Source organism: Pseudoalteromonas sp. TB25, from assembly GCF_000497995.1.
GTDB lineage: Bacteria > Pseudomonadota > Gammaproteobacteria > Enterobacterales > Alteromonadaceae > Pseudoalteromonas > Pseudoalteromonas distincta.
The window spans coordinates 1-22,615 of record NZ_AUTI01000414.1 but is presented as its reverse complement, the minus strand read 5'-3'; the positions used below and the strand labels follow the sequence as shown (position 1 = coordinate 22,615).

Annotated in this window: 18 protein-coding genes and 2 pseudogenes; 3 read left to right on the top strand and 17 right to left on the bottom strand. The window is 39.4% G+C overall.

Annotated features, from left to right (window positions below; genetic code table 11):
* Nucleotides 1–7: 7 nt before the first annotated feature.
* From L652_RS0118990 to ccoN, 12 genes and pseudogenes are all read right to left on the bottom strand, one after another.
* A complete protein-coding gene (locus tag L652_RS0118990; protein WP_008467212.1) occupies nucleotides 8–1,711 on the bottom strand; it encodes a hypothetical protein in 1,704 nt (567 codons plus the stop codon).
* Nucleotides 1,708–2,928 carry a site-specific integrase gene (locus L652_RS1000000125535; protein WP_008467214.1) on the bottom strand — a complete coding sequence of 407 codons (1,221 nt, stop codon included), beginning with the start codon at nucleotides 2,926–2,928 and terminating at the stop codon, nucleotides 1,708–1,710. Before L652_RS1000000125535 ends, L652_RS0118990 begins: the two co-directional genes overlap by 4 nt.
* 103 nt (nucleotides 2,929–3,031) lie before the next feature.
* Nucleotides 3,032–3,295 (bottom strand): annotated as a pseudogene (locus tag L652_RS0118980) (universal stress protein); the annotation flags it as partial.
* A 94-nt stretch (nucleotides 3,296–3,389) separates the two neighbouring features.
* Nucleotides 3,390–4,136 (bottom strand): FNR family transcription factor, encoded by a 747-nt coding sequence (locus L652_RS0118975; protein ID WP_024596435.1) that lies wholly within the window; start codon nucleotides 4,134–4,136, stop codon nucleotides 3,390–3,392.
* 41 nt (nucleotides 4,137–4,177) lie between these two features.
* The gene (locus L652_RS0118970) at nucleotides 4,178–4,849 is read right to left on the bottom strand and encodes a sulfite exporter TauE/SafE family protein (RefSeq protein ID WP_024596434.1); all 672 of its coding nucleotides are present in this window, start codon (nucleotides 4,847–4,849) and stop codon (nucleotides 4,178–4,180) included.
* Nucleotides 4,842–5,009, bottom strand: a complete 168-nt coding sequence (gene ccoS / locus L652_RS0118965; protein WP_002963071.1) for a cbb3-type cytochrome oxidase assembly protein CcoS — start codon at nucleotides 5,007–5,009, stop codon at nucleotides 4,842–4,844. Before ccoS ends, L652_RS0118970 begins: the two co-directional genes overlap by 8 nt.
* Nucleotides 5,006–7,383 (bottom strand): annotated as a pseudogene (locus L652_RS01000000124135) (heavy metal translocating P-type ATPase). The gene ccoS and the pseudogene L652_RS01000000124135 overlap by 4 nt, the downstream one beginning before the upstream one ends.
* Before the next feature lie 7 nt (nucleotides 7,384–7,390).
* Nucleotides 7,391–7,882, bottom strand: a complete 492-nt coding sequence (locus tag L652_RS0118955; RefSeq protein ID WP_024597382.1) for a FixH family protein — start codon at nucleotides 7,880–7,882, stop codon at nucleotides 7,391–7,393.
* Between the two features lie 148 nt (nucleotides 7,883–8,030).
* Nucleotides 8,031–9,065: a cytochrome-c oxidase, cbb3-type subunit III gene (ccoP, locus tag L652_RS0118950; protein WP_024597381.1), complete on the bottom strand. Its 1,035-nt coding sequence runs from the start codon at nucleotides 9,063–9,065 to the stop codon at nucleotides 8,031–8,033.
* The gene (locus L652_RS0118945) at nucleotides 9,062–9,247 is read right to left on the bottom strand and encodes a CcoQ/FixQ family Cbb3-type cytochrome c oxidase assembly chaperone (RefSeq protein ID WP_024597380.1); all 186 of its coding nucleotides are present in this window, start codon (nucleotides 9,245–9,247) and stop codon (nucleotides 9,062–9,064) included. Before L652_RS0118945 ends, ccoP begins: the two co-directional genes overlap by 4 nt.
* A gap of 6 nt (nucleotides 9,248–9,253) precedes the next feature.
* Nucleotides 9,254–9,928, bottom strand: a complete 675-nt coding sequence (ccoO, locus tag L652_RS0118940) for a cytochrome-c oxidase, cbb3-type subunit II (protein WP_024597379.1) — start codon at nucleotides 9,926–9,928, stop codon at nucleotides 9,254–9,256.
* A 12-nt stretch (nucleotides 9,929–9,940) separates the two neighbouring features.
* Nucleotides 9,941–11,374, bottom strand: coding sequence for a cytochrome-c oxidase, cbb3-type subunit I (ccoN, locus tag L652_RS0118935; protein WP_002961515.1), 1,434 nt, complete (start codon nucleotides 11,372–11,374; stop codon nucleotides 9,941–9,943).
* A 341-nt stretch (nucleotides 11,375–11,715) separates the two neighbouring features.
* On the opposite strand from ccoN, the gene L652_RS0118930 reads away from it, so the two are divergent.
* From L652_RS0118930 to L652_RS0118920, 3 genes are all read left to right on the top strand, one after another.
* Nucleotides 11,716–12,141 carry a hypothetical protein gene (locus tag L652_RS0118930; RefSeq protein ID WP_024597378.1) on the top strand — a complete coding sequence of 142 codons (426 nt, stop codon included), beginning with the start codon at nucleotides 11,716–11,718 and terminating at the stop codon, nucleotides 12,139–12,141.
* 622 nt (nucleotides 12,142–12,763) lie between these two features.
* Nucleotides 12,764–15,346: a TonB-dependent receptor gene (locus L652_RS0118925; protein ID WP_024597377.1), complete on the top strand. Its 2,583-nt coding sequence runs from the start codon at nucleotides 12,764–12,766 to the stop codon at nucleotides 15,344–15,346.
* A 104-nt stretch (nucleotides 15,347–15,450) separates the two neighbouring features.
* Nucleotides 15,451–16,803, top strand: a complete 1,353-nt coding sequence (locus L652_RS0118920; RefSeq protein ID WP_024597376.1) for a hypothetical protein — start codon at nucleotides 15,451–15,453, stop codon at nucleotides 16,801–16,803.
* Nucleotides 16,804–16,857: 54 nt separating this feature from the next.
* Here the strand turns inward: L652_RS0118920 and L652_RS0118915 are convergent, their stop codons facing one another.
* From L652_RS0118915 to L652_RS0118895, 5 genes are all read right to left on the bottom strand, one after another.
* On the bottom strand, nucleotides 16,858–17,112 hold the full coding sequence (locus tag L652_RS0118915; protein WP_024597375.1) for a lipoprotein: 255 nt from the start codon (nucleotides 17,110–17,112) through the stop codon (nucleotides 16,858–16,860).
* 19 nt (nucleotides 17,113–17,131) lie between these two features.
* Complete coding sequence (locus L652_RS0118910) at nucleotides 17,132–17,968, bottom strand: peptidoglycan binding protein CsiV (RefSeq protein ID WP_024603600.1); 837 nt, start codon at nucleotides 17,966–17,968, stop codon at nucleotides 17,132–17,134.
* On the bottom strand, nucleotides 17,968–21,441 hold the full coding sequence (gene mfd / locus L652_RS0118905) for a transcription-repair coupling factor (RefSeq protein WP_024597240.1): 3,474 nt from the start codon (nucleotides 21,439–21,441) through the stop codon (nucleotides 17,968–17,970). Before mfd ends, L652_RS0118910 begins: the two co-directional genes overlap by 1 nt.
* Nucleotides 21,442–21,500: 59 nt before the next feature.
* Complete coding sequence (locus L652_RS0118900; protein WP_024597239.1) at nucleotides 21,501–22,394, bottom strand: carbon-nitrogen hydrolase; 894 nt, start codon at nucleotides 22,392–22,394, stop codon at nucleotides 21,501–21,503.
* Nucleotides 22,391–22,615 (bottom strand): agmatine deiminase family protein (locus L652_RS0118895; RefSeq protein WP_029770345.1); only part of this gene is annotated, 225 nt, incomplete at its 5' end. The genes L652_RS0118895 and L652_RS0118900, both read right to left, overlap by 4 nt.

Below are 22,615 nucleotides of genomic sequence, written 5' to 3'. Positions count from 1 at the left end.
CATTTCCTTATAAAACCAAATTAAGCGTATCGGGCCAAAAAGGGTGGCGACCAATTGTATGTAGCTTCCGCTCAGCTTGCCTGCGCACTTTTAAGTCGATACTAAAAAGCACTTGCTTTATTTTTCTTAGTACTCGATCAAAATTGTTTTTAAAGTGTGACATGTTGAGGTGATCTTCTTTGGCATCCTCTAACGCTTCATAAAAACTCAATAAACACCAAATATCATCAACTTCTTCAACCAGCACTTGATTTGGGCAGGAAAAGCAATTTAATAAGTCTGCACAGGCAAGATGGGTCATGTCAACGCTATCGATAGAGGCCTTTCGTCGAAAACGGTCACCATGGTTATCAAAGGGGTCTTTGCAACCTGTACCTAAAGGTGTTTTTTGACCATTCCCTGATTTAGCATAGCGGTTTACGAATTCATCATAGGGTAGTATTTCTAGATTCATTTGCTCAAGAGTTTGTTCTCGTGCTCTACTAATATCGCCACATTTAATTGCATTTTCTAAGGTGTTAGCTGTGGCTTGAAGTTGGGCGTTATTTTCTGACTCGTTACCTCTGCTATAGTGCTTTCGAACTACATCAGGTGTGTTATTGAGCAACATGGATGTTTCGAGTGAGTTTCCTGTGAGTGCTAAGTAATTAGATGCACCTGTAGCTCTAAAGCGTTTAGCTTCAGGCCTAAGTTGTTGACCATTGTCATCAGTCAAATCGAATATATTAATTAGCCAATTCATATTGGAACGAATATGCGTTGGGCACAAGGGCTTATTTATCCCGTTTAGACATTGATGAAGTAGTCTATTGGCATCTGGAAACAGCACGTGCGTAAGGGTGATAAGGTCATTAATAAAATTTAGCGCATGCTTTGGAATGTCTGTGCTAAGATTATCGCCGAGCTCGATGGTAACAAATTTATTAGCTCTCTTCTTTAACGCTGTTTGCACAAACCACTTACCTTGCTGTCCCTTTTTTTGTGAAGCTTTGGGGATATCCATATCTCTTATCGTACTAGCGTTTGCCCATGTGTAATAGGCAAGTAAGAAATATGCAGCACAGTAACACTTGGTAATAGCACCACTTACAGGCACTTCGATTTTATTAAAAGAAAAGCTCGCGTATTGGTCGCTTCTCCTTGCTTGAATGTATTCTTTAGGTGAGGTTTGAATTTGCTTGGAAAGCTGAAAATATAGTTCTTTTAGTATTTTAATTAACTTTTTCAATTCAGATTCTGAGTATGCTTGAGTTGGATTTATTTGGCTGCGAAATAGTTTGAATTTAGAAAACCACTCATCAACAGGGTGATCTAGCATCTTCATTATTGTTCTTATACTACTTAATTCACCTTTTGCTGTGTTTGAACTTTTGCTGCCAATTCTAACGCTGTGAACTAGAGCTGTTTCAAATGCATTGATACCCTCTTTTGAATCTGGATTTACTGGAATACTGTCACAAATATTCACATACCGTGTAAATGTTCTAAAAAGGGTATTCATTGTTGTGTCAGTATATTCTGTATTAGCTTTGAATGCTTGATACCACTTAATAATTTGGTTGTCTCGGTTAAGCAAAGTACCCCGATGCATTTCAAAAAGTTTAGGCACGCCTTTGTATCTAAATCTTTGAAAGTCTGGGTATACAAATTGATCACCATAAATATTTAACTTAAGTTTAAGGTCAATATTTAAATTTGATTTGTTAATCACGAGAGATCCTCATTAATGACTGACTCCATAACTTGATCTAAAAAGCAAACTGCACGTATCGATGCCTTGCTTCGGTTTATAAAGTTCAGGTATCGCCAAGTTGTTTTCTCATCTTTATGTCCCATCCACCCCATGATTAATGACATAGCATCGAATGGTGACAACCCAACTTTTTCGTCTAAAAGGGACGCAAGGCGAAATGTACCGTAAGTTGCACGTAAATCGTGAGTTCTATGCTGAAAGTGGGTATTTAGCTCATTGCGTATGTAATTACGAGTTAAGCTAAAGTGACGCTGTATTGCATTGGTAGTATATGGTTTACCTCGATTGGTAATTAATAATTCCGTAATCGGTTTATCGGTTTTAGACTCTCTTTTCTGGCGACGCTCACTAATCAAGTAGCGATGCATCTTGTTCATTAACAGTGTTGGAATTTCGATAGTTCTGACTGAGCCAAATTTGGTGAGTACACCGTTATGAGGTCCTATACTAACTTGAATATGGTATTTATTCGGGTCACATCTATTCACTAGATTAGCAGGAAAGGTGCAGGCTTCTTCTATACGAAGGCCGCACATGAGTTGTAATAGTTGATGTATTTGGAACTCAATTGACTGTTCTTTGAGTGCTCGCGAATATAATTTTACCTCATCTTCTGTAAGGGGATTCAAGCTTTGCTCTGGTGTACGCCTTGGGACCCTGATCCTTAAGTCTGAGCTTCTAACAACATAATTACGATTGATATGCGCAAGCATCCCAGTCGTTTTGATGCTAACAAACTCTACTTCAAATGGTTTATTTTCCTTAGAGAAGTTAATTAACCTCTCGTAATATGCCCACTCGTAGAATTTAATTATATGGTTCATATATACAGCTGCTGTTGAACTATTTAGCTCACCGGCTTTCACTGAGGCCAAAAGATCTTGGTTTCGGAAAATATATGTGGGCTTATTTGATTTGATAGTTGGAAAGTCTTTCCAAGAGAGTTCATGGCTTTTTAAAAAGCGCCAATATCGACTTATGGCACGAACGTTTGAATTGATGTTTTTTGCGCGCTTAACGTTAATGAGGTGATTCATCCAAAGGTTTATTGGCATGACGTATTCACCATCTTCATAAAAAGTTGGAAAGCCTTTTAGCTGAATGCTTGATTTTGTTTTGCAAAAGGGAGTTTGGATCTCAGTTTTAAAATCATCTGATTGAACTATTGTGAGCATGAAAAAGCCGACCAAAAATTGTACGTTACTTGGTCAGCTTAGTTCGTTTTCCAGAGTTAGCAAATGTAAAGTTTCACTTTTCCAGAGAAAAATTTACATAGTACACTTGGGTTTCAATATTTATATCTTTGTAAGGAGAGACTAAATCGTTTAGCCATAGCTCACGATCTTTTAGTACGGCGTCACGCATTGCTTCGCGTTCATCGCCTGATAGCATGGTTGTCATTTCGTAAGAGAAGTCGTAAACCGTCATAAAAGCGGTAATACTTGCGCCAGACTTTTTAGCTAAATCTATTGAACGTGCTAAGCCGTGTTGATCGTCTTTGGTAGGGTCAATAACCGCAATAATGCGTTTAATAGTGTTCATATGCTACTCCATTTACATAACGGGTGTACATTTAGTGTAACGTAAATATAAAACAGTTAAAGGGGTAGCATATAAATTGTTGTTCTAAATCAAACTATTTAATTTGACGAGGTTTTACTATTGCTGCTGTTTTAGCCAAGGCATCATTATCTAAAATTGTAATAAATTTACCTTCTACTTTAATTAAGTCTGCTTTTTGAAAACGACTTAATAAACGACTAATAGTTTCTACAGTTAGGCCTAGGTAGTTGCCTATTTCACCGCGAGTCATCGTAAATCTAAATTCCTTACGCGAAAAACCGCGCTCACCAAAGCGCTCAGATAAGTTATAAATAAAACTAGCTAGGCGCTCTTCTGCTGATTTTTTATTGAGTAGTAACAGCATTTCTTGATCGTAAGTAATTTCGCTACTCATTAAACGCATTATTTGTTGGCGAAGTTTAGGTAATTTCCCTGATAGTTCGTCAAGAGTATCGAATGGGATTTCGCAAACCATTGACGTTTCAAGTGCTTGTGAAAAACTCGGATGAGTCATTTTATTTATCGCATCAAAACCAACTAGATCGCCAGCTAAATGAAAACCAGTAATTTGCTCATCACCTCGCTCTGATAATGTGTACGATTTAAATGAGCCTGAACGTACCGCATAAATAGCCTGTAGAGGTGCGCCTGATTCAAATAAGTAGTCGCCTTTATGGAGAGGTTTTTTTCGCTCAATAATTTCGTCTAGCTTGTCCATTTCTTGGCCATTAAGTGAAAATGGCAAACACAATTGACTAATACTGCAGTTATTACAGCTAATAGCACAATTACCTTTAGTACGGCTTTGAGAGAAATCCATAATTTAATCCGTTTAAATTTTTATTCACGACATTGTGTAGATTAATGTACCAACTTGTCGGTTGCAATAATCAATAAGTAGATACCATACCAAATTATAACACTGCCTAATACAATTCGGGTCCATGGGTGGTTAATAATAGTATTTAGTTTTTGCGCTGCAACGCCTAACGTGATCATCGCGGGAAAAGTACCCAGAGCAAAGCAAAGCATAACTAAAGCACCATCTAAAGCACTAGGACTAGTCATCGCCCATGTAAGCGCTGAATATACTAAACCACAAGGCAGCCAGCCCCACAAAGCACCGTAACCTAAGGCTTTAAAAGGAGAGTTGATAGGCATTAAATATTTATTTAGTTTAACAATGTGTTGCCACACTAAAGTTTTGCCAATTCTTTCTAACCACTGCAAAGTAGGGCCCAAGCGCATTATATACACGCCAACGAGGAGCATAAAAATAGCAGCAATGAATGAAAGGGCTAAAGAAAAGGACGTATTTTGCCTTGCAAATTGGCTACTAATTCCTGCAACAAGTGCTCCTGCTGCCATGTAGCTCAGGGCACGTCCAACATTATAGGCAAATGAATAGGTAAATGTTTTGCGTTTGTCACTAGCCAGTTGTAATGAGCTTGCAATACCGCCACACATAGCAATGCAATGACCGCTACCGATTAGGCCCATTAAAAATGCGCTGGTATAAAGAGGGTCAATCATTACTTTTATTATGTTGCTCTTTGTCGTCTTCAAACAAAATACTATGACCTTGCTTGTTTAAATCCGAAAACTGCTCACTTTTTACGGCCCAAAAAAATACGCCAATAGCAATAATGACAAATAAAATGGCAATAGGGATCAAAATGTAAATTATGCTCATAACTTTAATAGCCTTAGTGAATTACTAATCACAATAATTGAGCTGGCAGACATGCCAATAACAGCCATCCATGGGGCTACTAAGCCCAGCGCTGCCAATGGTAATATGGAAGCATTATACAATAAAGACAGCGCAAGATTTTGTTTAATAATACGTCTGGTTTGTTTGGCAACATTAAGTAAATGACCAATGGAGGCTAAATCGCTATTAAGAAGCACTACATCAGCGCTATTTTTTGATATGTCAGCACCGGTTTCCATAGCAATTGATAAGTGCGCGCTGGCAAATACTGGGCTGTCGTTTATGCCATCACCGACCATAGCAACCACTTCGCTTTGTGAAGACCATTGCTCAACTGCGGTTTGTTTATCCTGTGGGGAACATCCTGATTGTACGCTTTCAAGTTTAAGCTGTTTAGCTACTTTTTGCCCTGCATCTGACGCGTCACCGGTCAACATATGACACGTTAAGTTTTGCGATTGAAGAGACTCTATAAGCTTTTTCGCATCGCTTTTTACTTTATCAACAAAGTAAAAACGTGCAACAACTTGTTTATTTATATATAAGCTTGCTTGTGCATTCGATTTTTTGCTATCAAACCAGCCACTTTTACCAATTGCGTAATGATGAGTTGCATCTTGTGCGCTAATTCCTAGCCCTGGATGTACTTCAACGTTATCAAGAGTATTATGAACGGGCGTGATTTCATCAAAAGCGCTGGCAATAGGATGCTCAGAATAACGCTCTAGCATGGCTGNCTGCCATATCTAGCACTTGCGTTTTTGTATATTTTTTATCGATTATATCTACTTCATCAAGGCTAAATTTACCTTGCGTAAGTGTGCCTGTTTTATCAAAGGCAAATAACGTAATTTGTGAGAGTGTTTCGAGCACATGCGCTTGTTTTATTAATACGCCTTTACGGGTCAAGGTTGCAACCGCGCATGTAAGCGCGGTGGGTATCGCTAAACTCAGCGCACACGGGCAGGTAGCAACTAAAACCGAAATGGTGATCCAGAATGCGTGCTCAGGATCAATTTGGTACCAGCCGATCGCTGTAAGTGAAGCAAATACAAGCAAACAAGCTATGAACCACTGCGCAACTTTATCAGTAATTTCAACTAGTTTAGGGCGCTTGGTTAATGCGTTATGTTGCAGGCGTATTATTTGATTCAAAAGTGTATTTTGGCCAATTTTATTAATTTTTATTTCAATAACGCCGTCGTGGTTAACGCAACCAGCATAAACATTGTGACCAATAAACTTAGTTACAGGTTGATGCTCCCCCGTCATCATTGACTCATCAACGGTGGTTTTACCTTTAATTAGTTCGCCATCNAGGAATCGTTTCACCCGCTTTAATAAGTACTACGTCATTAAGTTTTAGTTTTTTGGCTGCAATTATAAGCTCTTCGCCACTTTCGTTAATGGTGCGGGCTGTTAATGGCAATAGTTTTTGTAAGTTGGCAGTAAACTCACTCGCTTTTAAACGCGCTCTAAATTCAAGATATTTACCCAACAACAGTAAAAAGGTAAACATGCACACAGATTCAAAATACACTTCGCCGACTTGCATAAATGTGGCGTAACAACTTGCACCAAATGCGCCAAAAATGGCCAGTGATACAGGTAAATCCATATTGAGCTGTTTTGCTTTTAAGCCATTTATAGCGTTGGTTAAAAAGGGCAGAGCACTATATAAAATAACTGGTGAGGCCAGTACTAAGCTGATCCATCTAAAATACTGCTCAAAATTACTGTCCATGCCTGAAAACATGCCAAAGTACATGGCAAATGCAAACATCATTACTTGCATGGTCATTAAACCGGCAACACCTAAACGGCGAATATAGGCTTTTGCTGTTTGTTGCTTTTGTTGGGATTCAGTATCGGCTTGAAACGGGTAGGCTTTATAACCAATCTTAGCAAGCGCAGTAATTATTTCGCTTAAAGGGGTGCTGGTTTTATCCCATTGGATCATAGCGCGGTTAGTGGATGTGTTTACATCAACACGTTTTACTGAGGTTAAATTTAATAGTTGTTTTTCGATAAGCCACGCACAAGCGGCGCAGGTTATACCTTCGACACTCAGTAATACTTCTGAGATATTATCGTTAGTGGCTATAAATTCGTCTTGAATGTCTTCGTTGTCATAACTTTTTATAAATGCGAGTTGCTCGGGTACCAATTGTTCCACTTTACCTGCACGTACGGTCCGATATTTGTAGTAATCGGTCATACCTTGGTCAACGATGTTTTGTGCAACAGCTTGGCAGCCAATGCAACACATTGGCTGGGCTTTATCGTCAATTATAACGCTTGCACTAAATCCGTTTGGCACATTTTCAAGGCAATGAAAACAAGAGTTAGACATAGTTATACTACTTATAATTAGGAGTAACTAAAACAGTTTGTTCAGTTGGTAACGTTATATTTTCTTTCATTTTCCAACTGCTATCTATAGGCTCAATAAATACTGAGTAGGCACCTGGTGTGTACATATCAAGTAGTGCTGTAAACTCTTGATTGGCATTAGGCGTAAGTGTTGCCTCAAAGTCATGCGCTTTAATAGTACGGTGGTAAAACGAAAGTTTTAAAACATGCACGTTGCTACTGTCACCTTTTGTAAACTTAAAGCTTACACGCTCGTTGGTTACATTTAATTCGCCATGTAAGTAAAGTGCTTTTGCTTTTTCAAACTTAGTCAGTTCTAAGTTTATTGCTTTGCCTTTTTTGTAGTAGTCGTCAACAACCATATCTGGGCCGTTACCTATTGCCGTAATAAATAAGCTAATACAGCCAATAATGGCAACTAACGGAAAAAAGATTAAAAACCAAGGCCAAAAATTCTTATACCACGGAGTAGGTTGCATAGTTGCTCTAAATTAGTTTAGGGAGGTTTATTTTATAGGATTTATACGTAAAAGACTAAAAAAAAGCCTCACAGTGGAGGCTTTTTTGATCTGGATTAATCTATTGAATTAAATAAATTAATTTATAAACATTTTATTAACCGCATGCTTATTTATCTTGCGATAAACTGTAAACATAGGCTGTTAATAAGTGAATTTTTTCTTCACCTAAAATGTCTTTCCATGCAGGCATTACACCAGCACGACCATGGTTAAGTGTTTCTTCAACTGCACGTTGAGAACCACCATATAACCAAATGTTATCTGTCAGGTTAGGCGCGCCAAATGGTAGGTTATGTGCAACCGACCCTTTACCGTCAGCACCGTGACATGCGGCACACATTGCAAACTTAGCTGCACCTGCTGCTGCATCTTTTTGGTTAACAGTACGGCCAGAAAGGCTTAGCACATGTGCTGTCATTTCTTTAACGCCTTGCTCACCAAGAGCATCGCCCCAAGCTGGCATTGCAGCTATACGACCATTAAGGAGTGTTTCTCTAATTTTGTCTGGTGTTCCGCCATATAACCAATCTTTATCAGTTAGGTTAGGAAAGCCGGTACCACCACGCGCATCAGAGCCATGACATTGCGCACAGTTTTGTGAGAACAAACGCTGACCAATTTCGATGGCTAATTGACCATCTGTTTGCTCGTGTTTGTCGCCATTATCAAGTGCTACTTGCTGCGCTGCGTCACCTTCAAACTTAGAATTAACTAAATCTAAAACCGGTACCTGTGCCAATTTATTAAAAATAGGACCGAAGCGCTCTTCTGCAGCTTCATACTCTTTATCAAGTTTAACAAAGCGACCTTCTGCTTTGGCCTCTGCAACTGCTTTTTTAGATTCAGCTAAAGACGTAATACCTTGGTTAGAACTCGTCCATTTACCCAAACCTTCCCAGTTGCCTAAACCTGGGTAAGCTGCAAGGTAATATACTGACCAAATAAAAGTTGCGAAAAACATGTAAGTCCACCATTTTGGTAGTGGATTATTTAGCTCTTCAATGCCGTCAAATTCATGTCCACAGCTTTCACCTTCTTTTACGCCAGCATAGTTTTTTAAGTTCCAAACTAATAGGCCAAAGATGATGCATAAGCATGCAAGGGTTAAAACAATAACCCAAATACTCCAAAAGCTAGTCATTTTTCAGACTCCTTTTCCTCGTTAGAGAGTGTGTTGTTATGTTTTTTTTCATCTTCAAAAATGGCATTAGCAGCGCTGTCAAAACGATTTTTGCTACGCTTGCTGTATGCCCATACAACAATCACAATAAACAATACTAAAATTACCAGAGTCAAAATGCCTCTGTATGTTCCGTAATCCATAATAATTTACTTCAAGTGGGTACCAAGTTGCTGTAAATACGCGATTAGAGCTTGGATTTCTGTTGCGCCTTCGCCGTTATTCATAGCGTTAACTTTTTCAACATCAGCTTTAAGTTCTTCGTCGCTGCCATAACCTAGGCCCGGGTGTTTAGGGTTTTCTGGGTTAATAGCAAAAGTATCACGGAAAATTTGTAGTTTTTTCAGAGTCAGGCTTGTGTCTACCTTATCCTCTGCTAACCAAGGAAAACCCGGCATATTCGACTCAGGAACCACAGCACGTGGGTCAACTAAGTGAGCATAATGCCAATCGTCCGAGTAACGTTTACCAACGCGAGCAAGGTCAGGGCCAGTACGTTTAGAACCCCATTGGAAAGGGTGATCCCATACTGATTCGCCTGCTACAGAGTAGTGACCGTAACGCTCAACTTCATCACGAAAAGGGCGGATCATTTGTGAGTGACAGTTATAACAACCTTCACGTACATATATGTCACGGCCTTCCATTTCTAAAGCATTAAGAGGGCGTAGGCCTTCTACTGGTTTAGTTGTGTCGTCTTGGAACATTAGCGGAGTAATTTCAACTAATGCACCAAAGCTGATAGCAAAAACAGTCAGAATAGCCATAAGGCCAACGTTCTTTTCTACTATTTCATGTTTGTTTTGTGAATTTTTATTGCTCATCATCTCACTCCGTTATGCTAATTGTGCTTGCGCGTCTAACTTCAGAGATTCTTTCTCTGCTGAAATTGTACGGAAAACGTTATAAGCCATAACTAACATGCCTGTTACGATGAATACACCGCCTACAAAACGCATAATGTAGAAAGGATGCGACGCTTCTAAAGACTGCACAAAGCTGTACATTAATGTACCGTCGGCATTTACCGCACGCCACATAAGACCTTGCATTACACCAGAGATCCACATTGCAACAATGTATAAAACAACACCTACAGTGTGTAACCAGAAGTGGGTATTAACTAATTTAACGCTATACATACGACCTTGCGCAAATAACGCAGGAATTAAGTGGTAAATAGCACCAATTGAAATCATAGCAACCCAACCTAGTGCACCTGAGTGTACGTGGCCGATTGTCCAATCTGTGTAGTGAGATAACGCATTTACAGATTTAATTGCCATCATAGGGCCTTCGAACGTAGACATACCGTAGAAAGACAATGAAACAACTAAGAAGCGTAGTACTGGATCAGTACGCAGTTTATGCCATGCGCCTGATAGGGTCATAATACCGTTAATCATACCACCCCAAGACGGTACGAATAGGATAATAGACATAACCATACCTAAACTTTGCGTCCAATCAGGAAGCGCAGTGTAGTGAAGGTGGTGAGGACCTGCCCAAATATATAATGAAATTAATGCCCAAAAGTGAACTACCGATAAACGGTATGAGTAAACTGGGCGACCTGCTTGTTTTGGTACAAAGTAATACATCATACCCAAGAAACCAGCAGTTAATAGGAAACCTACAGCGTTATGACCGTACCACCACTGAACCATAGCATCTACCGCACCTGCGTAGATTGAGTATGATTTAGTTAACGACACAGGCACTGCCATGCTGTTTACAATGTGTAGTACTGCAACAGTAATAATAAAGCCAGCATAGAACCAGTTAGCAACATAAATGTGCGACACTTTACGCTTGATTAAAGTACCAAAGAATACAATAGCGTAAACAATCCAAACCACAGCGATTAAAATATCGATTGGCCATTCAAGTTCTGCGTATTCTTTTGAGCTAGTAATACCAAGTGGTAATGTAATTACTGCTAATACAATAACTAGCTGCCAGCCCCAAAATGAAAAGGCGGCGAGTTTGTCTGAGAAAAGACGCGTTTGGCAAGTACGTTGTACGACGTAATAAGACGTCGCAAACAGTGCACTAGTACCAAATGCGAAAATTACTGCGTTCGTGTGTAACGGACGTAGTCGAGAGTAAGTTAACCATGGTGTATCAAAGTTAAGTGCTGGCCAAGCTAATTGGGCAGCAATCAGAACCCCAATACTCATGCCAACGATGCCCCAAATCACTGTCATAATAGCGAATTGGCGTACAACCTTATAGTTATACTCAGTTTGTGATGCTACTGTTTGGCTCATTTTCTGGCTTCCGCTGCAATAAATGCGTTTAGAAATGAATTACCCACTATTAAAAGTGGGGCCTACTATTTTTCTCAAGCGTGTTACCTAAAACTTCCAATACATGAAAACTTCAGAAAAAAAACTTGAGAAACCCTTATTTTTTTGCGGGTGAAATGATAAATTTTTTGGCCTAAAAAAGATAGGTCAATTACATAAAATTATGACATCAATCAAACTTTGTGAGCTTGTTGTTTATTTTTTGATACAGTTTGTGCCTAATTTGGCCTAATAGTAACACTCGCACTTGTTATTTACAGTCACGATTATTAGTATTTGCTTTTCTTTAGTGCGAAATTGTTATGCTTATATATAGGTTAAGTTTATTCACTGTGGTGTTTTTTTTATTAACAGCGTGTGATTTTTCTAAAAATACAGATGAAAAATTTCTTAAAAATGCCCAGTGCGAAGCCAATTTGCCTTGTACTTTTTCAAATGATGTTAAAGTATGGTTAAGCGAGAAAACCCTTTCCCCCGAAACCCCATTTACTATCTTTAGTGACTTACCTGCAAACGTTACAATTGAAGATGCCAAGCTTAAAGGCATCACTATGTACATGGGTTACATTCCCCAAAAATTTAAAAAAAATAATGATCTTTGGCAAAGTAATACTATGGTTGGTATTTGTTCAGAGCAAAATATGCTTTGGAATTTAGAACTAACCGTTAAAGATAATGCCACCTCTGTAATACAAACACTCAATTACTCTTTTTACGTTACGTATTAAAGTTGCGACTACAAACTCTTGTATACAGCTTACATTTTTGATGTGAGTTCGTTTTCTTATACATACGATTATTTGAGTGACAAGATCAATAAAATTGCCTTTTTAGGTTTTAATACTGACAAAACTTCAATAGTGAATAAGTGCTCTCAAAAAGTTCAACTTTAATTACGACTGAATAAAAAAATCTAATCAAAAAACCTTCCAAAGAGGCTAAATAAGACTATTTAAGCATCAAGTATGCATAAATATGGTTATTAATTAACATTTAGTTTTGCGGTTTTAATAATGTGCTGTGATTAAGTTGTTAATTTGTCTGTTTTTGGTACGTAGCTCAGTTAATTACATTTGATTACAAAGTGAATCACTTTGGTTTCAGGTGTGTTTCTAATGTTTCCTTGTATTTTCAAGGTATTGTTTTTAAAGTGTATTTATTAATTAACACTGAAACATAATGTAACCTATGTACCTACTATGGTTATTCCATTTTATTTCTTGATATAAATTGAGCTGCCATTAAGTTTTCGTTCAGTTAAAAGCGCCTAAGTTGCCCACCTGACTCACTATTCTAATAAAAAGTGAGCATTACCAATAAAGGTAAATTTCCAACAAGTAGGGTTCTTTCATGAAAAAATCAACTCTTGGTTTAGCTGTAATCGCAGCATTTCCAATGTTCTCAAGTGTGCAAGTTCTTGCTGCTGAAGACTCAGCACAAGCGATCGAAAAAATTCAAGTAACGGGTTCTCGCATTAAGCGCGCAGATATGGAAACCGCTAGCCCAGTTACTATTATCGGTGCTGACGATATTGCTGCTTCAGGCGCAGTATCAGTAGATTCTGTACTACAAAAAATGACCGCTACAGGCGGCGCAATGACAAACCCAGGTATCAATAATGGTTCTGGTGGTAATGCATCAATTGATTTACGTGGTTTAGGTTCACAACGTACTTTAGTACTTGTAAACGGCCGCCGTATGATCAACTCAGGTACAGGCGCAGCTTCTACAGTTGATTTAAATACTATCCCAGTATCTATGATCAAGCATATTGAAGTGCTTAAAGATGGCGCATCTGCTGTTTATGGTACTGATGCTGTTGCGGGTGTTGTAAATATTATCTTAAAAGATAACTTTGAAGGCTTAGACCTTAATGTTAAATCAGCAATCACTACTGAAGGTGATGCAGATGAAACGTCTTTTGATATTACAATGGGTGGTAACTTCGGTCGTGGTAACGTTGTAATCGGTTTGCAGTACACAGACCGTGGCGATGCTTCTCAGGCTGATCGTAGCTTTTCTGATTGTCCATTAACTGAAGATGGCGATGGCAGTGCTCCGTACTGTTCTGGTTCTTCTTATACTCCTAATGGTCATGTTTGGTCAGGTGATGAATCTTTACAAGGTCAAGCTGATAATGGTTGGCATGACTTTGGTACTAGTGATGCTTACAACTATTCGCAATCTAGCTACTTATACACGCCAATGCGTCGTTTAAACCTTACAGGTATTGGTAGTTTTGATTTAACTGATGACACGCGTTTATACTCTGAGTTTACATACTCAAAACGTTGGTCAGAGCAGCAACTAGCACCTCAACCAGTATGGTTCGACTTTGACTACGCTGAGTGGATGGGTGATTCTTTAATCGACCAAAATATTAATTACGGTGATGAAGTTTCTTACGGCCGTCGTATGGTTGACACTGGTACACGTGATTCATCTCAAGTAGTTGATACAGTTCGTTCTGTTATCGGTGCTTCAGGTTATTTAGATAACGGTTTAGAGTGGGATACATCAGTAATTTTTGGTCGTAATGACTCAGTAGATCGCTTAAGCAACCTTCACAATATGGGTTCAATTCAAAGCGAAATTGAAGCTGGTAACTTTAACCCACTTTCACAAGCTTCATGGTCAAGCAGTAGCTTTAGTGATTATGTTTACACTGAGCAAAACTCAGGCGGCAGTCAATTATTTATGATTACAGCTGCGCTTTCTGGTGAGTTAATGGAAGTACCTGCGGGCTTTGTAGGTTTTGCTGCAGGTCTTGAACGCCGTGAAGAAAAAGCGTGGTACACACCAGATTCGATCACTTCACAAGGTCTTGCAAATGATCCACGCGTTGATGCAACAAGCGGTCGTTTTGATGTAAACGAAGCATACCTTGAGCTGGCTATTCCTTTAGTTGCAGATGCTTATCTTGCACAAAATGTAGAATTAAGCGCTGCGATCCGTGCTTTTGATTACAGCACATTTGGTTCTGATGAAACGTGGAAACTTGGTTTAACTTGGCGTGTAAACGACGAATTAATGCTTCGTGGTGTTCGTTCTACAGCTTTCCGTGCTCCTACAGTTGCTGAGCTATACTCAGGTGACTCTCCATCTTATGAGCAAGTTAGCTTCACCGGTGCACAAGATCAGGCTGAAGTAACCGTTGGTGGTAATGACCAATTAACACCTGAATTAGCTGATACAGTTACCGTTGGTGTAGTTTACGAACCAGAATGGTTTGAAGGTTTCTCAATGACGTTAGATTACTACGACATTGAAATCGAAAACGCTATTGCTACAGTAAACAACCAATACATTGTTGATTCATGTCTTGCAACAGATGGCTCTTTAGCGAATCAATCAACAGCACTTTGTAGTTCAGCAAATATCGATTTTAACCAAAGCACAGGTCGTATCGCGTTTAATAACCAACTACAAAACGTAGGTTATGAGCAAACAAAAGGTTATGACTTAAACTTAAATTACAAATTTGATTTAGCTGGCCTTGCTTGGAATACGTCATTAGATGTTACTTACCTTGACGAGTACACTGTTGATGTTATTGAATCAAGCATTGATTACGCTGGTTTAATTACTTCTGGTATAGGTGGTTATGCTGACGTAAAAGCAAACTTTGAGCTAGATGTTAAAGGTGATGCTTGGTCTGCTAACTACAAAGCACGTTACATTGCAGGAATGGATAGCTACAGCTGTTTAGGTAAAGAATCTACATGTTATGCACCAACAACACCATCTGTTGTTTACCATGATGTGAGCGGTTCTTACTTTATCAGTGACATGGTTTCGTTAACTGCAGGTGTAAATAACTTATTCGATAAGCAACCACCATACTACTCAGGTAACAACGATTCTAATACTGACCCGTACACATATGATGTACTTGGCCGTCGTGTATTTGCTGGTGTAAACGTTAAATTTTAACTAGCACATTAATCTTATTAAGGCTCAGTATTTACTGAGCCTTTTTTATTGAACAAAATAAAGGAGACAAGTACACTAAAACGATATTTTAGAAGGAGAACTGATTGTTAAAACAAGATGAAAACTTATCTTTTGTCATTGAACCAGAACTAACACCTCGTTCTGAACAGCGCATAGATCTGTATTTTTCTATCCCTAATGAAATGGGGATTAATCCGCAAACACTTACCGAAGAATCTTACTTTAATAACCACTTTAAATCGCACTTAGCGTATAACGCTAACAATATACACTTGCCTTTAGTGCGAAGTCGTTTTGTTAGTAAAAACAAAGGTGAGCAACAAGATTACCGGCAAAATCTTAATTTATTTTGTTACCAAGTACGTTTAGCCCTTGATGCCGATATAAAAGACGCGTTAAAAATTGATGAGGCAGAAGATTTTTATAAACGGGCTAACGAGGTATATGAGCAAAGCGAAGGGCTTTTAAAAAAGCTGCGTCGCTACACACCAGATGACGAAAAACTACTGCCGTTTTTTACCAATGCTGATAACTATTTAAGTTGGCATGTTGAGCAATCTTTTTTAAAGCTTTTAGATGAAGGCCCACGTAGTAGCGATTATGCAAAAGAGCGTAACGATTTACTGCAGTTTTGTAAAAGCGAAAATACGTATCGAGCAGAGAAAAGCTACAACTCTGAAACAACCATGCAAGACGCAAATCGAATAACAAATAAAATGCGCTTGTTACAACGCTTAATTGAGCACGGCGTAATATTACAGCGTCAAACGCGGTTTCTTAACAGCTACCTTAAGCGATTAGTTAAAGGCACTGTTACAGCCGTTATCATGGCATTTGTGATGGTTGTAATACTCAATGCTCGCTCAACGTTTACGGAAGTCACCGCGACGCTTATTTTAATTTTAGGTGTTATTTACGGGCTACGTGAAATATTTAAAGAGGATATTACACGTATGATTTGGCGAGCCATTGTACAAGGGCGACCTAAGTGGCGATTTAGTTTTAAAAATAGTATTACCAAAGACAAAGTAGCGAGTCAGTTAATTTGGCTTGAATACATGCGCTTTAAAAAAATACCTAAAGAAGTGAAATCTATTTTTTCAAAACGTCGTCAACAAAATAAACAAGCTGCGCAGTGGTTACACTTTGCAAGTGAGACACGTGTTAGTGCGAAAGAATTTTTGCCCGGCTACGATACACTACAGCACACGCTACAATTTAATCTTGCACCATTTGCACGTTATTTAAAACGTGGTGAAGGGAAGCTATATCATTTAGACAGTAATAAAATTTCTAAGCAGGCTGTAGAAAGGCGTTATCAATTAAACATGGTACTTGTGCTAACTGAGGAAGATAAAACACTTTATCAACGCTATAAAATAACGTTAAATCGCAGTAAAATCGTTAATATTGAGCTTATCTACTCCAAAAAATGAGTTTAATTAATTTTAAAAGGGGCTGATACAATCAGCCCCTAATATTTGGTCAGTTTATTTATTAGCTAAGCCATGTTTGCTATATAAAGTTACTTTGTCTGATACTAGCGTGATCTCGATATTTTTTGCTTCATCGCCCCATACACAGTTAGTATGTAGTGTTTTTTCAACACAGTTATCAGCACTGCCTAAAATAGTTTCAACTTCAGTCTTATCCATGCCTACTTTAATTTTTTCATAATTTTCAAGACTTACCTTAGAACAAGCCGCAAGGCTTAATGTAGCTGCGATGATAAGGAGTTTTTTCATTGTTATATCCTACTTAATATTAATGTTTGAATTTTCTGATCTGGACAATCATGCCCATTCGTGGATGGTCAAAGTAATGTACTTCACCACTAATTACACGTCTAAACTGAGAAAAACGGGCTGACTCTATATCGCCGTTTTCTAGCTTTTGGCTAATATCAAAATTAGCTGTTATGTATAAATAATGTCGTAAATGTATTTTAAATAAACCGTCTAGTTCCCATTCTGCTTTTGATTGATCTGGGTCGTTAAATAGCGCCGGTTGTGAATTTAATAAACTTACAAAATCAGGGTTTGAATAGCTAGGTGTTACATTGGGTTCATTTTTAAGATGCTTACCCGCTATTAAATGCATGCTTGGGGCGCGTGACTTGCTTGCGCCTTCAAAGCGCCAGCCAGTGTGTAGAATAGGTGTTAAGCCTTTGCGGTCTAGTTGCCTATATTGCGCTTTAAATTGCAGCTGTTGCGGCGCTAATAAATAAATTTGCTGCATATCATCTTTAGCGGGTGCTAAAGGCGTTACAGGTAGCTCCTCGTAGCTTTGTAGGTAGTCAATACTGTTGTCACATACACCCGATTGCGGGTTTGAATTAACTAATGAATCAGTAAAAGTGCGTTTTTGAAAACGCTCATCGCCATCTATGCAGGCCTGAATTGCTTGTTCAGTGTAAAGAGGGGTCAGTAAGTCTAGCGTATTTTTATCTTCAATAGCTTTGTGCTTAAGGCTAAAGTCTTCTTGTAAATACGGGGCAGGGCGCTGTTTAAATACAAGCACCTCAACCTCAAACCAGCGTTCTGCAAATGCAGTGCTGCTAAATAAGCAGCATAAAACAATAAGCGATTTTTTTAGCAACATTAATGGCTAACCTTTTTTTCGAAATCTGCAATCATTGCAGTGACCATTTTTAAGCGTTCGCGGGCATTTGCCTCACTAATTGCAAAGCGCAGTTTATTTGCGCCATCCATTTTGTACACCTTAGGTGCACTTTGTATCAAGCCAATGATGAAGCTAGGGTTAACCTTGGTATCTTGGCTAAACTCAAAGTAACCACCTTTTGGGTTTGCCTCAATTTTAGTTATACCTAAACTACTAGCTTTCATTTTTAATAATTGTAGGCTAAATAGGTTTTTAGCAGCATCAGGTAGTAAACCAAAGCGGTCTATTAGTTCTACCTGAAGTTCATCCATATCATCAAGGTTAGCACAACTTGCAATGCGCTTATACATACCCAAGCGTGCATTAACATCGTGTATGTAGTCATCAGGTAATAATGCAGCCAGCTTTAAATCTACTTCGGTTTGTTTTTGAAGTAGGTTTTCAAGCGTTGGCTCTTTACCTTCGCGCAGCGCATTTACGGCTTGTTCGAGCATTTCCATATACAAACTAAAGCCGATGGTTTGCATTTGGCCTGATTGATCATCGCCAAGTAGCTCACCCGCACCACGAATTTCTAAGTCATGTGTAGCGAGGGCAAAACCTGCACCTAAGTCCTCTAATGATTCAATTGCTTGTAAGCGTTTACTCGCATCTTTAGAAAGGGCTTTAGGGTCACCTGTTAGTAGGTAGGCATACGCTTGATGGTGGCTTCGACCAACTCGTCCACGTAATTGGTGTAACTGGGCAAGGCCGAGTTTATCTGCTCTGTCCATGATAATGGTATTAGCCGTAGGCACATCAATACCGGTTTCGATAATCGTGGTACATACCAGCACGTTGTATTTTTGATGGTAAAAGTCAGTCATTATTTGCTCAAGCTCTTGCTCGCGCATTTGGCCATGGGCTGTAGTCACACTGGCTTCAGGTACCCATTCACTAATTTCTTGTGCAACACGCTCGATAGTTTCTACGTTGTTATGTAAAAAGTAAACTTGGCCACCGCGTTTAATTTCTCGCAGTACCGCTTCGCGTATTAGTTCTACATCGCGTTGGCGTACAAAGGTTTTTACCGCTAAACGTTTAGCCGGTGGCGTTGCGATTATCGATAAATCGCGCATGCCGCTCATGGCCATGTTGAGTGTACGAGGTATTGGCGTTGCAGTCAGTGTGAGTATGTCTACATCGGCGCGCAGTGCTTTAATTTTCTCTTTTTGGCGAACACCAAAGCGATGCTCTTCATCAACAATTAACAAGCCTAAATCGTTAAATTTAATGTCTTGTTGAATAAGTTTATGCGTGCCAATAACTATATCGAGCTTACCATTGGCCATTTTTTCAAGTGTGTCTCTTTGCTCTTTAGTGGAGTTAAAGCGCGAAAGCACACCTACTTCAATAGGAAAATCAGCAAAACGGTCTTTAAAGTTTTCATAGTGTTGTTGAGCGAGCAAGGTGGTGGGCACTAAAATGGCTACCTGCTTATCATCGTTAACTGCTACAAAAGCAGCGCGCATGGCCACTTCTGTTTTACCAAAGCCTACGTCACCACACACTAAACGATCCATCGCTTGTTTTGATTGCATATCACCTAATACGGCTTCTATGGCGTTGCGCTGATCGTCTGTTTCTTCAAAAGGAAAGCTATCGCTAAATTGACGATATGCGGGGGCATCTAGAGTAAATTTATTACCAGGTTTTGCTTGGCGCTGAGCATAAATGTCGAGTAATTCTGCGGCGACATCGCGAACTTTTTCAGCAGCACGTTTTTTTGCTTTTTCCCATGCATCTGAGCCAAGCTTATGCAGCGGGGCGCTGGCTTCTTCACCACCAGAGTATCGACTCAGCATATGCAATGCAGATACCGGCACGTACAATTTAGCTTCACTTGCGTAAGTAATTGTTACAAACTCAGTAACTACACCTGCAGCATCAATTGTTTGCAACCCCTGATAACGGCCAACACCGTGATCAAGATGCACAACAGGTTGACCTTCTTTAAGCTCTGCTAAATTACGAATTAGCGCATCTTGGCTGGCTTCGTACTTGTGCTTGCGGCGTCTGCGCTGAGATACTTTTATGCCAAGCAGTTCTTGCTCGGTAATAATAGAAAGGCTTGGTTTAGTGCCAAGTACGACACTTTGCTCGAGCGGACTTACTATTAAGCCTACGTCACTTGCACTTTTTATAAATTGTTCGAGTGTTTCAAATTCTTTAAATTTTAAACCGCTTGGCTTTAAAATGCTCAGCAATGATTCGCGACGACCGTCCGATTCAACACTGAGTAATATGCGGCCTTTTTTCTTTTTTTGCTCTGCTACATAATTTATAAACGCGCCATAAGGTTCATGCTGTTTATGATCAATACGAATGGCCGGCAGCTCGCTAACGCTTAAGTTTTTATTACCTGCTTTAGTGCCAAGCTTTGCAAGGGATAATCTAATACGTGCAAAATTGCCTAAATTAGAAAACAGCTCTTCAATAGGCTGATAAAGCGCATTGGGTTCAAGTAATGGACGAAGTGGGTCAACTCTGCGGTTTTCATAGCGTACATTTACATCGTGCCAAAAGTTATCTGCCGCATGCTCTAAATCACCCAGCTGCATAACGGTTGTTGTATCTGGCAGGTAGTCAAAAATAGTCGCGAGCTTTTCAAAAAACAACGGCATGTAGTATTCAATACCTGCAGGCCAGTTACCTTTGCTTACTTGCATGTATACTGAATCTTGCTGCGAGCTTGCGCCAAATTTTTCACGGTAGCTTATTCTAAAGCGTTCAATATCAGCGTCGTTAGTAGGAAATTCATGCGCTGGAAGTAGCTCAATTTTATCTACTTTTTCATCAGAGCGCTGTGTTTCTACATCAAATAAGCGAATGGTATCGAGTTCGTCATCAAAAAAGTCGAGTCTAAATGGGTGTGGGCTACCCATTGGGTATAAGTCAACGATAGAGCCGCGTATAGCGTATTCGCCATGCTCCATTACTTGTTGAACATTTAAATAACCAGCTTGCTCTAAGTTGTCACGAAAATTATGTGTGTCTAGTTTGTCGCCTACTTTAAAGTTTATTGTTGAACCGTAAATAAATGAGGCCGGGGCTGTGCGCAACATTAAAGTAGATACAGGCACAATTAACACACTTTGTTGTTCTTTTTTTAAGGTGTTTAAAGTGGCCAAACGGGCTGAAATAATATCTTGATGGGGAGAAAAATGATCGTATGGCAGAGTTTCCCAATCAGGAAATACCATGACTGGGTTATCGGGTAATAAATATTCTAATTCTGTTTCAAGGCGCAGTGCACTTGGTGTATCAGGCGTAACAATTAAGACTAAGTTATCTTGTTGTTTAACGCCTTCAGCAATAGCAATACTTAAACCACTTCCGCTTAGCTGGCCCCATTGAATTTTATCTTTATGAGATTTTACCCAAGGCAAGGCTGCCCATTGCTCAAACGCCATTTATTACTCCATTTATAGTTGGCTCTTAGCAAGTAAGAGCCATCTTGAGTTAAGGTTACTTAGTCTCGGTATATTTTTGTTAGGTCTTTATAGTGATCAATTCGTCTATCACGTAAGAAAGGCCAAATACGTCTTACGTTTTCTGAGCGTTTTTGATCAATTTCTACTACTAAAATTTGCTCATCAGTATTATTAGCCTCTGCTAATAGTTCACCTTGTGGGCCTGCAATAAACGAATTGCCCCAAAACGAAATACCATCGCTTTGCGCACTAGGGTCACTTTCATGGCCAACGCGGTTACAGCTAATTACCGGCACGCCATTGGCAACAGCATGGGCACGCTGGCTAATAACCCACGCATCTTTTTGACGAGTTTGCTCAGCAATGTCGTCATTAGGATCCCAACCGATAGCAGTTGGGTAAATTAATACCTCAGCGCCAGCCATTGCCATTAAACGTGCAGCTTCAGGAAACCATTGATCCCAACATACTAGCACGCCTAATTTACCCACCGAGGTTTGAATAGGCTCAAAACCGATATCACCTGGGGTAAAGTAAAATTTTTCGTAAAAACCTGGATCATCAGGAATATGCATTTTGCGGTATTTACCTGCAATACTGCCGTCTTGCTCTAATACAACCGCAGTATTGTGATAAAGGCCCGTAGCGCGTTTTTCAAATAAAGACGCGACAATAACAATGCTTAGCTCTTTAGCAAGCTCACCTAAGGCATTACTGCTAGGGCCTGGAATGGTTTCGGCTAAATCAAATACGTCAACATTTTCGGTTTGGCAAAAATAGAGGCTTCGGTGTAGCTCTTGGAGTACAACCAGTTTTGCACCTTTTTGAGCGGCTTCACGAATGGCACTTATTGATTTTGCCATATTGTCCTTTGCGTTATCGGTATTGCTTTGTTGCACTAACGCAACGGTTAATTTTGCAGGGCTTGTCATTGTGCTGCTCCAGCTAAAAATCCACGAGGTAATTGCATTGTAATACAGTGCAGGCTGCCAAATTGTTCAATAATTGGTTGGCAATTTACGCCAATAATAGTGTGTTGTGGGTATGCTTTTTGAACTTGTGCAAGAGCACGTTTATCATTGGCATCATTATACGTTGGCACAAGCACAGCATTATTAATAATTAAGTAGTTAGCGTAGGTAGCCGGTAAGCG

Coding starts and splice junctions, on each gene's coding strand:
- L652_RS1000000125535 (WP_008467214.1), bottom strand. CDS start 2,928: ATGCTCACAATAGTTCAATCAGATGATTTTAAAACTGAGATCCAAACT.
- L652_RS0118975 (WP_024596435.1), bottom strand. CDS start 4,136: ATGGATTTCTCTCAAAGCCGTACTAAAGGTAATTGTGCTATTAGCTGT.
- L652_RS0118970 (WP_024596434.1), bottom strand. CDS start 4,849: ATGATTGACCCTCTTTATACCAGCGCATTTTTAATGGGCCTAATCGGT.
- ccoS (WP_002963071.1), bottom strand. CDS start 5,009: ATGAGCATAATTTACATTTTGATCCCTATTGCCATTTTATTTGTCATT.
- L652_RS0118955 (WP_024597382.1), bottom strand. CDS start 7,882: ATGCAACCTACTCCGTGGTATAAGAATTTTTGGCCTTGGTTTTTAATC.
- ccoP (WP_024597381.1), bottom strand. CDS start 9,065: ATGACTAGCTTTTGGAGTATTTGGGTTATTGTTTTAACCCTTGCATGC.
- L652_RS0118945 (WP_024597380.1), bottom strand. CDS start 9,247: ATGGATTACGGAACATACAGAGGCATTTTGACTCTGGTAATTTTAGTA.
- ccoO (WP_024597379.1), bottom strand. CDS start 9,928: ATGAGCAATAAAAATTCACAAAACAAACATGAAATAGTAGAAAAGAAC.
- ccoN (WP_002961515.1), bottom strand. CDS start 11,374: ATGAGCCAAACAGTAGCATCACAAACTGAGTATAACTATAAGGTTGTA.
- L652_RS0118930 (WP_024597378.1), top strand. CDS start 11,716: ATGCTTATATATAGGTTAAGTTTATTCACTGTGGTGTTTTTTTTATTA.
- L652_RS0118925 (WP_024597377.1), top strand. CDS start 12,764: ATGAAAAAATCAACTCTTGGTTTAGCTGTAATCGCAGCATTTCCAATG.
- L652_RS0118915 (WP_024597375.1), bottom strand. CDS start 17,112: ATGAAAAAACTCCTTATCATCGCAGCTACATTAAGCCTTGCGGCTTGT.
- L652_RS0118910 (WP_024603600.1), bottom strand. CDS start 17,968: ATGTTGCTAAAAAAATCGCTTATTGTTTTATGCTGCTTATTTAGCAGC.
- mfd (WP_024597240.1), bottom strand. CDS start 21,441: ATGGCGTTTGAGCAATGGGCAGCCTTGCCTTGGGTAAAATCTCATAAA.
- L652_RS0118900 (WP_024597239.1), bottom strand. CDS start 22,394: ATGACAAGCCCTGCAAAATTAACCGTTGCGTTAGTGCAACAAAGCAAT.